We start from the raw sequence: 19,975 nt of genomic DNA, 5'->3' as shown, positions 1-19,975 counted from the left end.
AACCATGATTCCGTTACCATTAAAACATTAAATTTGTAGGTAATTAAGCAAAAGACCCTCAATTGGTAATGCACCACTTTACTTGTAGCAATCTTAACCTTTAATTATCTCTGCCATAGAAGATTGGCTACATTTTAAATAACATATTTATGATTTTAAGTTCTCTTTCTGCTATTTCTCCTGTCGACGGTCGTTACCGTAAACAAGTGGAGGACCTAGCGAAGTATTTTTCAGAATTCGGCCTGATTTACTACCGTGTTCGTGTTGAAATAGAGTATTTTATAGCATTGGTTGAATTACCCCTTCCGCAACTTTCTACTTTTGATAAATCGCTCTTCAAAGACTTAAGAGCTATTTACCTAAACTTTACGGAAGAAGATGCTCTTACAATTAAAGAAATAGAAAAGACTACAAACCACGACGTAAAAGCGGTTGAGTACTTTATAAAAGATGCTTTTGAGAAACTCGGTGTCAGCCAGTACTCTGAATTTATTCATTTCGGGCTTACCTCGCAGGATATTAACAATACGGCTATCCCGCTTTCACTTAAAGAGGCCGTTGATAATAACATTCTACCGATTTTTGCTCAGGTGCTGGAAAAACTACATTTTCTGGCCGAACAGTGGAAAGATATACCTCTGCTGGCGCATACGCACGGCCAACCGGCATCGCCAACCAAACTGGGTAAAGAAATTCTGGTTTTTTGTGAACGCCTTGAAAAACAGCTTGATTTATTGAAAACCATACCTTACGCTGCCAAGTTTGGTGGTGCTACCGGCAACTTTAACGCCCATTTTGTGGCTTATCCGCAAACAGACTGGGTAGCATTTGGCAACACGTTTGTAAACAATCAGCTCGGGCTGAGCCGCAGCCAGAAAACCACCCAGATAGAACACTATGATATGCTGGCCGCAATGAGCGACAACATTAAGCGTATCAACAATATACTGATAGACTTCTCGCGCGATATCTGGACATACGTGTCTATGAACTACTTCAAGCAGAAAATTAAAGCCGGCGAAATTGGTTCTTCGGCCATGCCACATAAAGTTAACCCTATTGACTTTGAAAACGCCGAGGGGAATCTGGGTATTGCCAATGCCGTTTTTGAACACTTTGCAGCCAAATTGCCTGTTTCTCGCCTGCAAAGAGACCTGACAGACTCAACAGTGCTAAGAAACCTGGGTGTACCTGTGGCACATACGGTAATTGCCTTGAAATCGATACTGAAAGGACTGGACAAACTGGAACTTAACCGAGACGCCATAGACCAGGACCTGGAAGAAAACTGGGCAGTAGTGGCTGAAGGTATACAGACCATCTTAAGAAGAGAGGGTTTCCCGAAACCTTACGAAGCGCTTAAGTCGCTGACCCGTACCAATGAGAAAATCACTGAAAAGAAAATAAAGGAGTTTATAGACACACTAGATGTGGGCGAAAAAGTAAAGTACGAATTACGCCGTATTACTCCGTTTAATTACACCGGTATTTAAGGCATAACCTCATCTTTCTTCCCTTTACCAGTAGCAGCATGATTCTTCATGTTGCTACATTTTTTTTATTCTACTGCTTCCTTGCAAATCACCTAATCTATGGTCATTTTTGTAGTTTGTTGAATGAACAAAGTCCACGCCATGACACAGATAAGAAAAGTTTCTCCTAAACACCCAAGCGGCAGGGCTTCCTATTTTGTAAACATGAAAGTATCAACTTTACAACCTTTTCAAATCGTATATTCATTATTTGAACATGAGTATCTGGGCTTTTTGTTTGAATCTTTCATTATTCAGCTCAATAGCAAAGGAGAGCTTACACTTCAAAACCAGAACGTTTCGTCTAAGAACATCAAAGAATTTGCAGAGCGGCTCGATTCTACCGATTTTGAACTCGTGAAACTGATAGATGCCATACAGCAGGAAGCTATTTTAAAGAAATTCAGTACCCGAAAAATAAGTCCGCTTGATTTTTTCCTGAAAGTTTACGACACCGAAAAAGGAGATAAACTATTGCAGGAAACCATTCATAGCTATATGGAAAAACACCGGGCTCAGATTTTAGAAAAGCTGATGTCCAAGCAGGTTTTTATAATGGGTACCGACGGCGACCCAACCTGGAGAGAGGTAAGAATCATACCTGAAGGTGCACGGGTATTCTTTAATTTTGTACGTAATGAAGAAAACACCCATTATTTCCCGACCATCAAACACCAGGGCGAACGGGTACAGTTTCAGTTTAAGAATGCCAGCATTTTGTGTGAAGAACCCGCCTGGCTGCTCATTGATGATAAACTATACCATTTTGAAAAACAGGTTGACGGCAAAAAACTACGGCCGTTCCTGAACAAAAATCATATCATTATACCGCGTAACATTGAGGAGACCTATTATCAAAAATTCATAGCCCCGCTCATAGCGCAGTTCGATGTTTTTGCACAGGGTTTTGAAATACGATTTGAGAAGCATACATCTAAACCTTTGCTGACAATAAGTGAGGTAGTAGCCAGTAGTCAGAAAGTTTTGGCCTCATTATTTGAACAGGACGAAGACGAAAAAGATGAAAAAGAAAGCAAAATAGTTTTTGACCTGGCATTTCAATATGGCAGCTATACTTTTCGTTTCGACAGTTTCTCGGCCGAAGCCTACGTAAACGTAGAAAAAAACGGCAACGACTGGATTTTCCATAAGGTAAAGCGCGACCTGGCCTATGAGCGCAAGCAAATAAACCAGTTGAAAGAATGGGGGCTTGATTTACGACAGGGACGGATGTCGTTCCTGAAACCTCAGGCTTTTTCCTGGTTACAAAAAAATGCACAACTACTTAAAGAAAACAATTTTGAGGTAAAACAAGATATAAACAGCCTGAGCCAGAAACAGTATTTTCTGGGGTACTCGGCCATTGAAATAAACATTGAAGAGAAAAACGACTGGTTTGATATTCAGGCAAAAGTGCGATTCGGTGAGTTTGAGATTCCGTTCCTGAAACTGCGCAACCTGATTATGGCCAATAAACGCGAGTTTGTTTTGCCCAATGGGCAGATAGCCGTGATTCCGGAAGAATGGTTCACCCGCTATTCAGAGCTGTTCAGCTTTGTAGAGCGAAACGATGAAGATGAAGTAATTCTGAAAAAACACCACCTGGTGCTGGTGCAAGACCTTACCGACGAAGGACTGGCGCATTCGGTTATTACCAGAAAACTGGAAAGACTCCGCGATTTTGAGAAAATCAGTCAGTATGATACCCCACAAAGGCTGTTAGCAACCTTGCGGCCCTATCAGAAAGCCGGATACGATTGGCTGCGGTTTTTATCGGAATACAAGTTTGGAGGTTGCCTGGCCGACGACATGGGCTTGGGTAAAACCATTCAGACGCTGGCATTTTTGCAGTCGCAGAAAGAAATGGGGCTGGCGCAACATCCTACCCTGTTGATAATGCCTACGTCATTGGTTTATAACTGGCTGAAAGAAATAGAGAAATTTACACCAGACCTGAAGGCATTTGTTTACACCGGTACGTACCGCGAGAAAAACACCCGGCAGTTTGATAATTATGATTTGATTCTGACATCTTACGGCATTGTAAGGCTGGATATTGATTTACTTAAAGATTACCGTTTTCATTATGTGATATTGGATGAGTCGCAGTCTATTAAAAATCCGACATCGTTCATCTCAAAAGCAGTAATGCAATTGAATAGTGCCAACCGGCTGATACTGACGGGTACTCCGCTTGAGAACAGTACAATGGATTTATGGACACAGATGACCTTCATTAATCCGGGTTTGTTGGGTACACAGCACTTCTTTAAGAATGAATACCAGATTCCCATTGAAAAACATCAGGACGAAAAACAGACCAGGCACCTTTATAGTCTCATTAAACCTTTTATGTTGCGCAGGCATAAGTCGCAGGTGGCAACGGAGCTTCCGCCCAAAGTAGAAAGCGTGCATTATTGCGACATGACGGAAGAACAGGAAAAAACTTATGAAGAGGCCAAGTCTTACTATCGCAACATTATTCTTGAACAGATTGAGCAGGATGGGCTGGCGAAGTCGCAGATGGTAGTTTTGCAGGGCTTAACCAAGCTACGCCAGCTGGCTAATAATCCGGTGATGATTGATGAGAATTATGACGGCAGCTCTGGCAAAGATGAGGAAGTACTGCAAAGGTTAGAAACCATTGTAGACGAAAACCACAAGGTGTTGGTGTTCAGCCAGTTTGTGAAGCACCTAGCTATTTTCAGGCGATATCTGGAAGAAAACAAAATACCTTACTGTTATCTGGACGGTTCTACGGTTAACCGCCAGGAACAGGTAGACCGCTTCCAGAATGACAAGAACATTAAGATATTCCTGATATCATTAAAAGCAGGGGGGCTAGGCCTTAACCTTACTGCAGCCGAATACGTTTTCCTGCTTGACCCCTGGTGGAACCCGGCCATTGAGGCCCAGGCAGTAGACAGAGCGCACAGAATAGGCCAGCAAAATACCGTTTTTACCTATAAGTTTATTACACGAAACTCGGTAGAAGAAAAAATTCTGGCTTTGCAGCAAAACAAAAGGAAGCTGTTCGATAACCTGATTACCACCGAAGAAACCTTTGTGAAATCTCTATCAAAAGAAGACATAATGAATTTACTGGCATAGTGGCCGGCTGTGCAAAACCATTCAACCTTAAAAGAACAAACGTATGAAAATAGTATATCTTGATGCCCATACAATAGACATCCTTGGCGACCTTGATTTATCGGTTCTGAATGATTTGGGTGAGGTAACACTCTATGACCGCACGCCTAAAGAACAGATTATTGAACGTGCCAAAGACGCAGAAGTTATTCTGACCAACAAATGCCCGCTGGATAAAGATACCATCAGCCAGTTGCCTGATCTTAAATACATTGGAGTAACAGCCACCGGTTATAATATTGTAGATGTGGCGGCGGCAAAAGAGCAAGGCATAATAGTTACCAATGTGCGTGGCTATAGTTCTGCATCGGTAGCCCAGCTCACATTTGCATTATTATTAAGCTTTACCAACCGCGTTGCGCAACATGCCAATAATATTGACCAGACCTGGCCATCATCTGCCGACTGGTGTTTTTATCATTCGCCTTTAATTGAACTGGAGGGTAAAACGCTGGGTATTGTGGGCTTTGGCGATATCGGCAAAAAAGTAGCGGGCATTGCCCTGGGCTTTGGCATGAAAGTACTGGCTAATAAAAGAGACCTTACCAAAGGCGGGATGGAAGGCGTAGAACTATGCGAGGTAGAAAAAATTCTGAAAGAGAGCGACTTCCTTACTTTGCATTGCCCTCTTACAACCGCAAACCAGGGATTCATCAATCAGGCTTCTATAGGTCTTATGAAGCCAAACGCAGTTTTAATTAATACTTCCCGCGGGGGTTTAATTAATGAACCCGATCTGGCCCATGCACTAAACGCAGGCCAAATTGCCGGTGCCGGGCTTGATGTACTTTCTACAGAACCACCGGCACATGATAACCCACTTCTAAAAGCTCAGAATTGCATCATAACGCCACATATTGCATGGGCCGGGGTAGATGCCCGCAAGGCGCTTTTAAATGGTATAGCAAACAATATTGCGGCCTATCAGAAGGGGCAGCCAGTAAATGTGGTTTCATGATAAACATGAAATTATATCTGTTTACATAGTATCTTTGCATTAAAGTACTATCCGTATTATACACTTTTATGAAAAAACTTTACTTAGCCGTAGGAATATTTTTATGCGCTTTGAACCTGATTGCACAAGAAAACAAAACCTCAAACGACGAGAAATACGTTATCCATATTAAAAAATCTGTTGCCCCGATTAAACTTGACGGGCATTTAGATGAAGAGATTTGGAAAACCGCCGACGTGGCCGGGAATTTTTTCCTGAAACGCCCCTACGATACTTCTTTTGCCCAATTACAAACGGAAGTACGCGTATCTTTTGATGATAACTTCTTGTATGTGGGTGCCGTTTGCTACCAACCACGTAATACCTACACCATTGCATCGCTCAAAAGAGATTTTGAGCCCGGTACCAGCGATGTATTTGCCGTGAACCTGGATACTTTTAAAGATCGCCTTAATGCTTTTCAGTTTGTTACCAACCCTTATGGGGTGCAGCGTGAAGGACTGGTTTTTAACGGAGAAGAAATCTCTAATTTCTGGGATAATAAGTGGTATTCGCACGTTAAAAACTTCGATGACTATTGGGTGGTTGAAATGGCCATTCCTTTCAAGACAATACGTTATAAAGTGGCCGATGGAGAAAACAGCTGGCGCGTAAACTTTACCAGAACTGTATTAAAAACAAACGAACAGTCTAGCTGGAGGCCCGTTCCACGTAATTTTGCACCAAGTAACCTGGCCTTTACAGGTCTGATGGTCTGGGATGAAAAACCGCCCAAGCCGGGTGCCAATGTATCTGTGATTCCGTACGTTTCACTGGCTGCTGAGAAAGACTTCCCCCGAAATGAAGAAGACCTGAGCCCTATCGGAACAACTACCGGCTACCCAAAAGGAATAGGTATGGATGCCAAAGTGGCTGTTACGCCATCGCTTAACCTGGACCTAACAATAAACCCGGATTTCTCACAGGTTGAGGTGGATAAACAGGTAACAAACCTGAGCCGCTTTGAGTTATTCTTCCCCGAGCGGCGCCAGTTCTTTCTGGAAAACAACGACCTGTTCGGCAGTTTCGGTTTCCCCGATACCCGACCGTTCTTCTCTCGCCGTATAGGCATTACCCGTAACCCAAATACGGGGCTCAATCAGCAGGTGCCTATCCTGGCCGGTGCACGCCTGAGTGGCAAGTTAAACGATAAATGGCGCATAGGCCTCATGAATATGCAGACCAAACGCGTGAGCTTCGGTAACAATAAATACCTGCCTGCTGCCAATTATTCTGTGGCCACAGTGCAAAGAAAGATTCTGGACCGCTCAACCATTGGTGCTATTTTTACAGATAAAGAAAATGTATTTGGTAATTTAAACGAAGAACAAACAGGTAGTTACAGAAAATATAACCGGGTTGGTGGCCTTGAATTTAACTACTACTCTAAAGACAGCCGTTTTGAAGCTGAATCCTACTATCATCAGTCGTTCTCGCCCAATGAAAACAAAGATGCTGCCAGCGCAGCACATTTTATGGGGTATCATCACCCCAATATAGACTTGAATTTTGGTGTACAGCGGATAGGTAAAAACTACCGTGCAGACGTAGGCTTTGTGCCTCGCACGGGTATATGGCAGTTGTTTCGTCCGGTTACTGTAATATTAAACCCGAAGTCGAAGAATATATCCAGATATATAAATGCCTATGGGGTAGGGTCTGAAGGTTCTGATGTTTTTGATTTGAAAGGAAAGTTGCTCGACAGTGAGTCTAACCTGTTTGTTTTTGCTAACAGCCCTGCAGGAGATGAAGCCTATATAGCCTACAGCTGGCAATTTACTCACTTGTTTGAAACTTTTGACCCAACTAATGCCTCTGATAATCCGAATCCGGATGCTTTCAGGAATGTTGTAGAGTTGCCCGTTGGTAATTATAGCTCCAGGTTTTTCAATATGGGCTACACCAGTAGCCAGCGATATACCTTAAATGGTACTTTTGACTTCAGTAAGGGCAAGTATTTTAATGGTAATGCTACAATCTGGGAAAGCAGCATTGCGTATAGATTCCAGCCGTACGGCATATTAACTGTAGCCTGCAACTTTACTGACATTCGCCTGCCAAAACCATACAACAGCGTAAAATATTGGTTGCTGGGGCCCAGGGCCGAACTGGCAATATCAAAAAGCCTGTTTTTCAGCACGTTCTTTCAGTATAACACGCAAACCAACAACATCAATATAAACTCGCGTTTGCAATGGAGATTCAGGCCTGTGAGTGATGTATTTCTGGTTTATACTGATAATTACTTTGCTGAAAACATTAGCAGGTACTACGTAAATGCATGGGCTCCTAAAAACCGCGCGCTGATTTTAAAAATGACCTATTGGCTAAATATATAGATAGCTAATTCTAAACCGGCTAAAAAAATATAGAAATAGGGAAAATATTACAATTAATTGTCTTTGTTAAAAATCGCAACATGCAACCTTTATGCTTGCAAGCGCATTATTTACAAAAACGAACTGAATCATGAAACGTAATGCTTTTTCTCTTTTCATTCTGCTTTGCTTTTTGTTCGCTACCGAAACAAATGCCCAGAGAAGGGCATACAGATATCGGTATAACTACCGCCCTTATGTACGAGTTATTCCACGTGTGATTGTCCCTCGGATTGTCGTACCACCACCGGTAATTGGTCTTTCGTGGGGTTATAGCCCAAGGGTATACGTTATACCACCACCGATTATTATAGGAGGTGGAAGAGGTTGGCGCCACTACCACAGCCGCGGATATGATTGTAATGAACATTGCCACCGCTGGAGTGACGACCGTTATTATCAAGAAAGAGAGCGAAGGTATCATGACGATAGAAGAGACCGTGAGTACTATGACGAGCGCGACATACGCTATAATGAAGATAATCGTAACCGCAAGTATAAAGATTACGACCGCTATTATAATAAATTTGAGGATAACCAACAGTCAGCTCCGAAGACTTATAATTCTGAGGAGGATACCTTTGAAGACAAGATTGAAACGATTTGATTTAAATATACTGAGAGCGAGAAATAAAAGGACAGGAGGTTTTCTATACTTCTTTGATGTCTATAAAGGCGCTAAATACGTATTTGTCAAGGCTCAGATTGAAACATTCCAAAACCAGTTCAGAGGGGTAAGAAATATTACTTTCTTCCTCTTTAGACTCGCCAAGATTTATGCGTAGTCCCCAACTTTTTCGCTTGAGCCCTTTCTTCCTCTTTAGACTCGCCAAGATTTATGCTTAACCCCCAACTTTTTCGCTTGAGCCCTACTTACTCTCCCAAGTATGAACTCAGTACCATCAGCGGTGCGGACTGGGCGTCCCCGGACTTAACTGCTTTGTTCGGGATGGGAACGGGACGCGCAGTCGAGGTGTTCACCCACCCTATGGACGCCATGAAAATCTTTTGTGATTTGCGTTGGGCAAAATGCAAAAAAAAAGAGGCTGTCTAAAAAGGTCTAAAAAATAGGAATCCCCGGTCAAAAAAGACGCGGGGATTTTTCTTTGTTCCTCTAAAAAGTGTTATCTTAGAGGTGCAACACAAAGAGAAGATGAAGATACATTTTAAATCGTTACCGGCCAATAAATTAAGTCTTTTTCCGGAAGATATATTTTCGAGAATACCACAGAATCACCCGGTTCGCCTCGTGAACGAAGTCGTTGACGGACTGGATATAAGCATGCTTGTTTCCCAATACAAAGGAGGGGGAACCAGCAGCTACCATCCCCGGATGCTCCTGAAAGTATTATTCTACAGCTACCTTTCGAATATTTATTCCTGCCGTAAAATAGAGAAAGCCTTACAGGAGAACATTCACTTGATGTGGTTGTCGGGTAACAGCACTCCTGATTACCGGACCATTAACTACTTTCGGGGTAAACGCTTAAAAGGCCATATTCAAAGCCTGTTTGCAGCAGTAGTACGGATGCTTCATGAATTGCAATATGTGAGTTTGGATTTGCAGTATGTGGATGGTACGAAAATAGAGTCCGCCTCTGGCCGCTACAGTTTTGTATGGAAAGGGTCAGTAGAGAAGAACAAAGCTAAACTGGAAGGTAAAATCCAGTCTGTCTTATCAGAGATAGAATCACAGATTAAGCAAGACCAGGGCGAGCTAAATAGAATAGAGACCCCCAAACCCATAGACAGCACCGAACTTAAGAACAAGCTTGCAGAGTTGAATAGTAAACAAAAGGGTAGTACTAAACAGGCGCAAAAGCAAATAAAGCAACTGCAAGATGAACACTTGCCCCGCTTAGAGAAGTATGAACAGCAGTTGGAGACGCTTGGCGAGCGGAATAGTTATAGCAAGACCGATGAAGAGGCCACATTCATGCGACTCAAAGATGACCATATGCAGAATGGTCAACTCAAACCAGCCTATAATAGTCAGATTAGTACCGAGAACCAGTTTATTACCCATTATAGCATCCATCAGACAGCAGGAGATACCACCACACTTACCCACCACCTGGAGGGTTTTCAGGAGCAATACGGCAAGCAAAGTACAGAGGTAGTGGCCGATGCAGGTTATGGTAGTGAACAGAACTATGAGTGGCTTGAAGAGAAAGCCATAAAAGCGTATGTGAAGTACAATTACTTTCATAAAGAGCAGAAACGATCACAGAAGAACAATCCATTTTTGGTTCAGAATCTGTATTACAACAAAGCCTTAGACTTTTATGTATGCCCCATGGGTCAAAGAATGGCATGTGTCGGCCAAGGTAAAAGGACAAGCAGCAATGGCTATGAGTCCGGTGTCAGGTATTATCAGGCCAAGCGATGCGATGGATGCCCCTTAAGAGGGATGTGCCATAAAAGTAAAGTCAACCGAAGAATAGAGGTCAATCCCAGACTTAATGAACTGAAAGCAAAGGCAAGGTCTTGGTTACTCTCAGAAGAAGGACTTAAGCACCGAAGTAAAAGACCCATAGAGGTAGAAGCTGTCTTCGGACAGATGAAAAGTAATAACAAGTTCTCAAGATTTACTTTAAGGGGTCTTCAGAAGGTAGGTATTGAGTTTGGCCTGATGGCTATCGGGCATAATCTGAGAAAGTGGGCAGCAAAACGCCTGTCTGAACAAGAAAACCAACAAAATTCAGTATCTACCGCTCAAAATAGGACTATTTATGTACTTTTTGAATCTTACGAGATAAAATATCGCTACGCCGCTTAGTAAAACCCGAATCATTCCTATCTGAACCCAAAAAAGAAGCTGCCCCTTTTTGGACAGCCTCTTTGGAATAAAAAACTGGCGTCTACTTACTCTCCCAAGTATGAACTCAGTACCATCAGCGGTGCGGACTGGGCGTCCCCGGACTTAACTGCTCTGTTCGGGATGGGAACGGGACGCGCAGTCGAGGTGTTCACCCACCCTATGGACGCCATGAAAATCTTTTGTGATTTGCGTTGGGCAAAATGCAAAAAAAAGACCGCTACTTTTCGTAACGGTCTTTGGAATAAAAAACTGGCGTCTACTTACTCTCCCAAGTATGAACTCAGTACCATCAGCGGTGCGGGGCTTAACTGCTCTGTTCGGGATGGGAAGAGGTGTTCACCCGCCCTATTGACACCATGAAGATCTTAATGATTCTTTCGCTAGTTAACTAACACCGAATCCTGAATATCTTATTGGCCATTAGGCTTTCATTATATGACTTTAATGGAGAGAGAAAAAAACAGATAAAAAAATTAGGAGCCCTCGATTCATTAGTACTACTCGGCTGGGTGTTACCACTTTTAGACCTGTAGCCTATCAACGTCATCGTCTATGACGAATCTCAATGGAAGACTCATCTTGAGGAGGGTTTCACACTTAGATGCTTTCAGCGTTTATCCCGTCCGTACTTGGCTACTCTGCCGTGCCCTTGGCAGGACAACAGATGCACCAGCGGTACGTCCAACTCGGTCCTCTCGTACTAAAGTCAGACCCTCTCAATCTTCCAACGCCCACCACAGATAGGGACCGAACTGTCTCACGACGTTCTGAACCCAGCTCGCGTGCCACTTTAATCGGCGAACAGCCGAACCCTTGGGACCTTCTCCAGCCCCAGGATGTGACGAGCCGACATCGAGGTGCCAAACCTCCCCGTCGATGTGAGCTCTTGGGGGAGATCAGCCTGTTATCCCCGGAGTACCTTTTATCCTTTGAGCGATGGCCCTTCCATACAGAACCACCGGATCACTATACCCCTGTTTCCAGCCAGCTCGACTTGTAGGTCTCACTGTCAAGCAGTCTTTTGCTATTGCACTCAACGCACGGTTACCAAGCGTGCTGAGACTACCTTTGGAAGCCTCCGTTACTCTTTTGGAGGCGACCACCCCAGTCAAACTACCCACCAAACGGTGTCCTCGCAGCGCGAGTTAGAATCCAAATAACCAAAGGGTGGTATTTCAACGTTGGCTCCCCGATGCCTGGCGACACCGGTTCACAGCCTCCCACCTATCCTACACATCAGTTACCCGAATTCAACGTTAAGCTATAGTAAAGGTTCACGGGGTCTTTCCGTCCCGTGGCGGGTAAGCGGCATCTTCACCGCTACTACAATTTCGCCGAGCTCACAGCTGAGACAGTGCCCAGATCGTTACACCATTCGTGCAGGTCGGAACTTACCCGACAAGGAATTTCGCTACCTTAGGACCGTTATAGTTACGGCCGCCGTTTACTGGGGCTTCGATTCAATGCTTCTCTTGCGATGACATCCCCTCTTAACCTTCCAGCACCGGGCAGGTGTCAGGCCTTATACTTTGTCATTAAACTTAGCAAAGCCATGTGTTTTTGTTAAACAGTCGCCTGGGCCATTTCTCTGCGGCCTCATTGCTGAGGCTCCCCTTCTCCCGAAGTTACAGGGTTAATTTGCCGAGTTCCTTAGCTGTGACTCACTCGAGCACCTTAGGCTTCTCGCCTCGACTACCTGTGTCGGTTTACGGTACGGGTGGTAAATGGCTGAAGCTTAGCGGCTTTTCTTGGAAGCGTCTTCACGAGTTCGATTCAGCCTAAGCCTCCTCTCAACGCCCTATTCCGTCAGGACGTACCCACTCCAACTCTCCGTCCCCGCATCGCACCATCACCAGTACAGGAATATTAACCTGTTTGCCATCGGCTTCTGCTTTCGCATTATCCTTAGGACCCGACTAACCCTCAGTTGATTGACGTAGCTGAGGAATCCTTAGTCTTTCGGTGTGTATGGTTCTCACATACATTATCGCTACTTATCCCTACATTTGCTTTTCTATCCGCTCCAGCATACCTCACAGTACGCATTCGCCGCAAATAGAATGCTCTCCTACCCAAGATTTAAATCTTGACTAAACTTCGGTACTATACTTGATGCCCGTTTATTATCGATGCCCGCCTCGCTCGACCAGTGAGCTGTTACGCACTCTTTAAATGATTGCTGCTTCCAAGCAAACATCCTGGCTGTCTCTGCAATCAGACTTCCTTAGTTCAACTTAGTATAGATTTAGAGACCTTAGTTGTAGTTCTGGGTTCTTTCCCTTTTGGACTCGGACCTTAGCACCCAAGCCCTCACTGCCGAGTATATTATATCGCATTCGGAGTTTATCAGAATTTGGTAGGATTTGACTCCCCCGCATCCTATTGGTAGCTCTACCTCGATATAACTCAACCTCGACGCTGTACCTAAATACATTTCGGAGAGTACGAGCTATTTCCCAGTTTGATTAGCCTTTCACCCCTACCCACAGTTCATCCAAAAACTTTTCAACGTTAACTGGTTCGGTCCTCCAGTTGGTTTTACCCAACCTTCAACCTGACCATGGGTAGATCACAAGGTTTCGCGTCTACAGCCACCGACTATTCGCCCTATTCAGACTTGCTTTCGCTTCGACTACGTATCTGAAATACTTAATCTTGCCGGTGACCGTAACTCGTAGGGTCATTATGCAAAAGGCACGCCGTCACTGGACTTGCCAGCTCCGACCGCTTGTAAGCGTACGGTTTCAGGTTCTATTTCACCCGGGTACTCCCCGTGCTTTTCACCTTTCCTTCACAGTACTAGTTCACTATCGGTGTCTCAGGAGTATTTAGCCTTGGCGGATGGTGCCGCCGAATTCAGAGGGGATTCCACCGGTCCCCACCTACTCAGGATTCTGCTCGTTGTATTATCGGTACGTTTACGTGTCTCTCACACTCTATGGATGACTTTCCCAAATCATTCAACTTAAATAATACTCCTAAATGCAGTCCTATAACCCCACTCTTGCCGTAACAAAAATGGTTTGGGCTTCTCCGCGTTCGCTCGCCACTACTTGCGGAATCACTGTTGTTTTATTTTCCTTCGGTTACTTAGATGTTTCAGTTCACCGAGTTAGCTCCATACTCAGTATGGTAATAGTTCTTCAAACTATTGGGTTGCCCCATTCGGAAATCTACGGATTACAGAAAATGTGCTTCTCCCCGTAGCTTATCGCAGCTTATCACGTCCTTCTTCGCCTCTGAGACCCTAGGCATCCTCCGTACGCCCTTATGTAGCTCCTACATTATCTCTTTTCTTCTCTCTTCCATCATGTCAAATAACTTCATCCAATCTTAACTGAACTCTTACCACCTACCAAGCTGTGCTAGATATGATAAGAATGTCGTCCAGTCTTAACTGACTTGTGGTATTTCTACCTTGTTTCTTCGTAAAGAACTGTATCCGATTTTTAAAAGTATCAGTTAACTTATTTACTCTTCATCTATTCACTAATTCACTCATTCTTCATTCGTGATTAGTTTGGTGGAGGATAACGGATTCGAACCGTTGACCCCCTGCTTGCAAAGCAGGTGCTCTAGCCAGCTGAGCTAAACCCCCTTTATTTTAATCGTGAATTAGTTAATCTTGAATCATGAATATTTTATTCGCTAATTCGCCATTCTCTCATTCGCCATTCAACTTGGTGGGCCTGCGTGGACTCGAACCACGGACCTTTACATTATCAGTGTAACGCTCTAACCACCTGAGCTACAAGCCCCTTGCAGAGTTTGCAGTTTAATGGCTTGTAGTTTTGCTTTCCCTACAATCACTACACCTGTAAACTTCCGTTCCTTCACTCTAATACATAACTTGTTGATGAGAATACAAATGCTTGATCTTTCGTGTCAGTCGTTTTTATTTCTTTCTGTGAAGAAATCTCTAAAAAGGAGGTGTTCCAGCCGCACCTTCCGGTACGGCTACCTTGTTACGACTTAGCCCCAGTTACTGGTTCTACCCTAACGAAATCTTTTACCTTCCGCTTCAGGTCTACCCAACTTCCATGGCTTGACGGGCGGTGTGTACAAGGTCCGGGAACGTATTCACCGGATCATAGCTGATATCCGATTACTAGCGATTCCAGCTTCATAGGGTCGAGTTGCAGACCCCAATCCGAACTGTGAACGACTTTTTGTGATTGGCTTGCCATTGCTGGCTCGCAACACTCTGTATCGCCCATTGTAGCACGTGTGTTGCCCTGGACGTAAGGGCCATGATGACTTGACGTCGTCCCCTCCTTCCTCTCTACTTGCGTAGGCAGTCTTGTCTGAGTCCCCAACTTTACTTGATGGCAACAGACAACAGGGGTTGCGTTCGTTGCGGGACTTAACCCAACACCTCACGGCACGAACTGACGACAGCCATGCAGCACCTTGTTTTGGGCCATTGCTGGCTTATCCATTTCTGAATAATTCCCTCACATTCTAGTCCAGGTAAGGTTCCTCGCGTATCATCGAATTAAACCACATGCTCCACCGCTTGTGCGGACCCCCGTCAATTCCTTTGAGTTTCACCGTTGCCGGCGTACTCCCCAGGTGGATTACTTATCGGTTTCCCTTGGTCACTGACTCTCGCCAACAACTAGTAATCATCGTTTACTGTGCGGACTACCAGGGTATCTAATCCTGTTTGATCCCCGCACTTTCGTGCCTCAGCGTCAGTGTAACTGCAGCAGACTGCCTTCGCAATCGGTATTCCTTCTGGTATCTAAGCATTTCACCGCTACACCAGAAATTCTATCTGCCTTCTGTTAACTCAAGCTAACCAGTATCAACGGCATGTAAAACAGTTAAGCTGCTACCTTTCACCGCTGACTTAATCAGCCGCCTACGCACCCTTTAAACCCAATAAATCCGGATAACGCTCGCCACCTACGTATTACCGCGGCTGCTGGCACGTAGTTAGCCGTGGCTTATTCTGCCGGTACCGTCAACTCCCTTCGCAAAGGTTCTTTTCTTCCCGGTCAAAAGCAGTTTACAACCCAGAGGGCCTTCTTCCTGCACGCGGCGTGGCTGGGTCAGGCTTGCGCCCATTGCCCAATATTCCCTACTGCTGCCTCCCGTAGGAGTCTGGCCCGTATCTCAGTGCCAGTGTGGGGGATTCTCCTCTCAGAGCCCCTAAAGATCGTAGACTTGGTGAGCCGTTACCTCGCCAACTATCTAATCTTACGCATGCTCATCTCTATCCGATAAATCTTTTAAAATCTCTTGATGCCAAGAAATTTGTTATGCGGTATTAATCCGGGTTTCCCCGGGCTATCCCCCAGATAAAGGTAGATTGCATACGCGTTACGCACCCGTGCGCCGGTGTAGTATTGCTACCACCCCTCGACTTGCATGTATTAAGCCCGCCGCTAGCGTTCATCCTGAGCCAGGATCAAACTCTCCATTGTAAATGTCAAAGTTTGCCTGACTACTTAAGGTCTCGCATTTGCATTCTCAACAAGTTAATGAACTTTATTCATCCAGTCTCGCAACCTTCCGACTTGTTAAATCTAATTAAGCTCTCTCTCTTCAACCTCCCCCTCAACCGCTTAATCAATTCTTATTTTAACTCTGAACTTTTCTTTTCGTTTTTCCGTTTTCTTATTTTAGTAAGCGAAACGGACTGCAAAGTTACTACTCTTTTTTGAATTAAAAAAATATTTTTTCATATTTTTTTTCACTCTCCTTATCGCCTCTTCCTTTTCTCTCTTTCCTTTTCCAATCAATCGGGGTGCAAAATTCTGAATTTATTTTTACATTCCCAAATTATTTTTGAAGTTTTTTTTCGCCTCGCTCTCACCTCCCGTTTTCCTCTCCTTTTCTCCTTTCTCTTTCGATTAACCGGGGTGCAAAGGTCTGACTTTATTTTTACAACTCCAAATTAATTTTACTCTTTTTTTTACCCATCCCCCAATTCCCTGATTCCCACCTTTTTACTATGCTCCTGCTATGTAACGCTCAGTGTTTCTCCCATTTTTGGGACTGCAAAGGTACGCCACTTTTTAGCCTTTGTCAAGGCCTTCCCCCAGAGTTTTTTATACCCTAAACCCTACTCCCCTTATCTTCAGTTACTTATAATTTAACCCATCCATAAAGTTTATATTAGTTCTTCGTTTTGTGCAATAATATAAGGCAATAAACGCCGGATTCAGCACATCCGCTCCGAATTATACAATTATTCATTCTTATTACCAGCCACGGCGCCAGTATTTAGAGGCTGCAAAAACTTAATAAACCGATTCTTTGTTATGACCCATACACTTCTACTATATATAATAGGTATGCTCTGATACTATATATATAAGTAGAAAACCACTGACACTTATATTATATGAAAATCCCTGTCAATCTCATTACCGGCTTCTTAGGCGTGGGTAAAACCACTGCCATCAAACATCTGCTGGCGAGCAAGCCCACAAACGAGCGTTGGGCTATTATTATTAATGAATTCGGTGCTGTTTCTATAGACCACGCCACTATTGATGAAAAAGATGGACTCACCATCCGGGAGGTGGCAGGGGGGTGCATCTGTTGCACGGCCAATGTGCCGATGCAGTTTACACTCACCACGGTTTTGCGACAACAAAAGCCAGACCGTATTCTGATAGAACCCACCGGGATGGGGCATCCGGAAAACATACTGGATTTGCTGCGTAACAAATTCATGAAAGATATACTGGAAGTAAAAGCAACTATCTGTCTGGTTGACCCAAGGCGTTGGGCGCAGACAGACTTCAATGCACACGAAACTTTTCAGGATCAGATAAATCTGGCTGATGTACTAGTTGCCAGCAAAACTGACCTGGCCGGTGAGGCATTAACGCAGCAGTTTACTGAATGGGCAAAGGCGTTGTACCCTCCAAAATTATTGGTAGAGGCGGTAAGCAATGGCGAGTTAGATTATCGCTGGTTAAATATTGATGCTTTCGCAGAGAGAAAGGCACAGTTTGCACCACACACGCATGAACATACCCATACCCACCAACACGAAGAAGAATTACAGGTACCTGCTGTTGGTAATCCGGTAAAAAAAGAAAGTCATGGCCTGGGGCTGTATGGCTGCGGCTGGATTTTCTCTCCGGATGAACTTTTCAATCTGCCCAAGTTGCGTCAGTTTTTCAGTACCCTGACGGGAATAGAACGAGCCAAGGGTGTTTTCAGAATCGGGAAAGACTGGGTTTTGATTAATGCCGCCGAAGGGCAATTTACTGTACAATACATTGCTTACCGACGCGACAGCCGAATTGAGCTGATTGCACCTCAAAAACCAGACTGGGCTGGCTTAGAACAAAAACTGATGGCCTGTTTGCTTGAAGTACCCGTGGCCTGAAGCCTTATACTATATACATTATATATATAAAGAAATTAAACTTAAATTTGCATTATCTATTTTAGATAGGCAATACCTCAAGGAACGTTAAACGATAGATTAATCTGATTATTGAAGAACATATATGCAGAACCTAAAAATTTACAATACGCTTTCACGCCAAAAAGAAGAGTTTAAACCGATTAATGCCCCCTATGTGGGTATGTATGTTTGCGGGCCTACTGTATATAATTATGTACACCTGGGCAACGTGCGTACATTTCTTACTTTTGATGTGCTTTACCGGTACCTGACCGAGATTGGCTATAAGGTTCGCTATGTAAGAAATATTACCGATGTGGGCCACCTGGTGGGTGATGGCGACGAAGGAGAAGATAAAATTGGCAAAATGGCCAAACTGGAAAAACTGGAGCCGATGGAAATTGTGCAACGGTACACCAACGATTTCCACAAAGTGCTTGAGCAATTCAATTTTCTGCCGCCTAGTATTGAGCCTACTGCCACCGGCCACCTGGTAGAACAGATTGAAGCCGTAAAAATTTTGATTGATAAAGGCCTGGCTTATGAGTCGAACGGCTCTGTTTATTTTGATATCAGTAAATATAATGCAGCAGGTAACGACTATGGAAAGCTATCAGGAAGAATTCTGGAAGATTTGCTGAACGAAACCCGCGAGTTGGACGGACAAGCAGAAAAGCGAAACCCGCTTGATTTTGCCGTCTGGAAAAACGCAAGCCCCGAGCATATTATGCAATGGAAGTCGCCCTGGGGAATGGGTTTCCCGGGCTGGCACTTAGAGTGTACCTGTATGAGCACCAAGTATCTGGGCAAACAATTTGATATCCATGGCGGTGGTATGGATTTGAAGTTTCCACATCATGAGTGTGAAATTGCTCAGGGCGTAGGCATTACCGGTACAGAGCCTGTTCGTTACTGGATGCACTCAAATATGTTGACAGTAAACGGACAGAAGATGTCGAAATCGTTGGGAAACTCATTTTTACCTGCTGAGCTTTTTGCAGGCAGCCACCCGCTGCTTGACCAGGCCTATAGCCCCATGACGGTTCGGTTCTTCATGTTACAATCTCAATACCGCAGTACTCTGGATTTCTCGAACGATGCTCTGCGTGCGGCTCAGAAAGGTTATAGAAGATTGATTAACGGTTTACGAATTGTGAAGACCCTTACAATTGGTATTAACGATAAACCGGCAGACACGGTTCTGAGTGAGTTGATAAATGATGCGCAATCTGCGGTAGTTGACAAGCCGGCAACGGCAACCCCGGCAGTAGAGACAGCAATCGACCAAAAGAAAAAAGAAGACATTGAGAAGACCGTTCAGGCTTTTTATGAGGCCATGAATGATGACCTGAACACCGCAGTGGCCATTGCACAGCTTTTTAATTTGCTGAAATATGTAAACATGATATACATGAATCAGCTGAACCCGAGAGCCCTTGGCGAAAATACCTTCAACTTATTGAAAGAGAAGTTTGTGGTATTTTTGGAGCAGATTTTAGGTCTTAAGGAAGAACCTATTGCACAGGGCGATGGTATTCTGAGCGGTATGTTGTCGTTATATAAAGAATACAAATCAAGCCAGAGATACGACAAAGTTGATGAAATAAGAGCTTACTTTAAATCAAACGGCATGACAATTAAAGACATGAAGCACCGCATTGACTGGGCATGGGAGGAATAGTTTTATATTGCGGACTTAAGTCGGCAACCTTAAATAAAAATCGT

At 44.1% G+C, this 19,975-nt stretch carries 8 protein-coding genes, 2 tRNA genes and 4 rRNA genes; 8 read left to right on the top strand and 6 right to left on the bottom strand.

Going from position 1 to position 19,975, the window contains the following annotated elements; all coding sequences use genetic code 11:
* Nucleotides 1–149: 149 nt before the first annotated feature.
* The 6 genes from purB to MB380_RS00500 all read left to right on the top strand — a co-directional run bounded on the left by purB (nt 150) and on the right by MB380_RS00500 (nt 10,836).
* A complete protein-coding gene (purB, locus tag MB380_RS00525) occupies nt 150–1,493 on the top strand; it encodes an adenylosuccinate lyase (RefSeq protein ID WP_253532018.1) in 1,344 nt (447 codons plus the stop codon).
* Between the two features lie 204 nt (nt 1,494–1,697).
* The gene (locus MB380_RS00520; protein ID WP_253535488.1) at nt 1,698–4,643 is read left to right on the top strand and encodes a DEAD/DEAH box helicase; all 2,946 of its coding nucleotides are present in this window, start codon (nt 1,698–1,700) and stop codon (nt 4,641–4,643) included.
* A 43-nt stretch (nt 4,644–4,686) separates the two neighbouring features.
* A complete protein-coding gene (locus MB380_RS00515; RefSeq protein ID WP_253532010.1) occupies nt 4,687–5,640 on the top strand; it encodes a D-2-hydroxyacid dehydrogenase in 954 nt (317 codons plus the stop codon).
* Nucleotides 5,641–5,708: 68 nt separating this feature from the next.
* The gene (locus tag MB380_RS00510; RefSeq protein ID WP_253532008.1) at nt 5,709–8,018 is read left to right on the top strand and encodes a DUF5916 domain-containing protein; all 2,310 of its coding nucleotides are present in this window, start codon (nt 5,709–5,711) and stop codon (nt 8,016–8,018) included.
* 130 nt (nt 8,019–8,148) lie between these two features.
* Entirely contained in the window at nt 8,149–8,664 is a 516-nt protein-coding gene (locus tag MB380_RS00505) for a hypothetical protein (RefSeq protein WP_253532006.1), read from the top strand.
* A gap of 546 nt (nt 8,665–9,210) precedes the next feature.
* Complete coding sequence (locus tag MB380_RS00500) at nt 9,211–10,836, top strand: IS1182 family transposase (RefSeq protein WP_409014641.1); 1,626 nt, start codon at nt 9,211–9,213, stop codon at nt 10,834–10,836.
* Nucleotides 10,837–10,909: 73 nt separating this feature from the next.
* On the opposite strand, the gene rrf (MB380_RS00495) is transcribed toward MB380_RS00500, so the two are convergent.
* The 6 genes from rrf (MB380_RS00495) to MB380_RS00470 all read right to left on the bottom strand — a co-directional run bounded on the left by rrf (MB380_RS00495) (nt 10,910) and on the right by MB380_RS00470 (nt 16,307).
* Nucleotides 10,910–11,049: ribosomal RNA gene (rrf, locus tag MB380_RS00495) — 5S ribosomal RNA — on the bottom strand.
* A 76-nt stretch (nt 11,050–11,125) separates the two neighbouring features.
* Nucleotides 11,126–11,237, bottom strand: a 5S ribosomal RNA gene (gene rrf / locus MB380_RS00490).
* Between the two features lie 112 nt (nt 11,238–11,349).
* Nucleotides 11,350–14,161 (bottom strand): 23S ribosomal RNA (locus MB380_RS00485).
* A 238-nt stretch (nt 14,162–14,399) separates the two neighbouring features.
* Nucleotides 14,400–14,476: transfer RNA gene (locus tag MB380_RS00480), tRNA-Ala, on the bottom strand.
* An 83-nt stretch (nt 14,477–14,559) separates the two neighbouring features.
* Nucleotides 14,560–14,636 (bottom strand) — tRNA-Ile (locus tag MB380_RS00475).
* 165 nt (nt 14,637–14,801) lie between these two features.
* Nucleotides 14,802–16,307, bottom strand: a 16S ribosomal RNA gene (locus tag MB380_RS00470).
* Together the 16S, 23S and 5S rRNA genes with 2 tRNA genes alongside form the textbook arrangement of a ribosomal RNA operon.
* A gap of 923 nt (nt 16,308–17,230) precedes the next feature.
* Here MB380_RS00470 and MB380_RS00465 point away from each other — a divergent pair.
* Nucleotides 17,231–18,229, top strand: a complete 999-nt coding sequence (locus MB380_RS00465) for a GTP-binding protein (protein WP_253532004.1) — start codon at nt 17,231–17,233, stop codon at nt 18,227–18,229.
* 124 nt (nt 18,230–18,353) lie between these two features.
* Complete coding sequence (cysS, locus tag MB380_RS00460; protein ID WP_253532002.1) at nt 18,354–19,931, top strand: cysteine--tRNA ligase; 1,578 nt, start codon at nt 18,354–18,356, stop codon at nt 19,929–19,931.
* Nucleotides 19,932–19,975 lie beyond the last annotated feature (44 nt).

The sequence above is a fragment of the Emticicia sp. 21SJ11W-3 genome, from assembly GCF_024138715.1.
In the GTDB taxonomy this organism is placed as follows: domain Bacteria; phylum Bacteroidota; class Bacteroidia; order Cytophagales; family Spirosomataceae; genus Emticicia; species Emticicia fluvialis.
The sequence above is the reverse complement of the archived record's forward strand: the minus strand, read 5'-3'. Positions and strand labels throughout refer to the sequence as shown.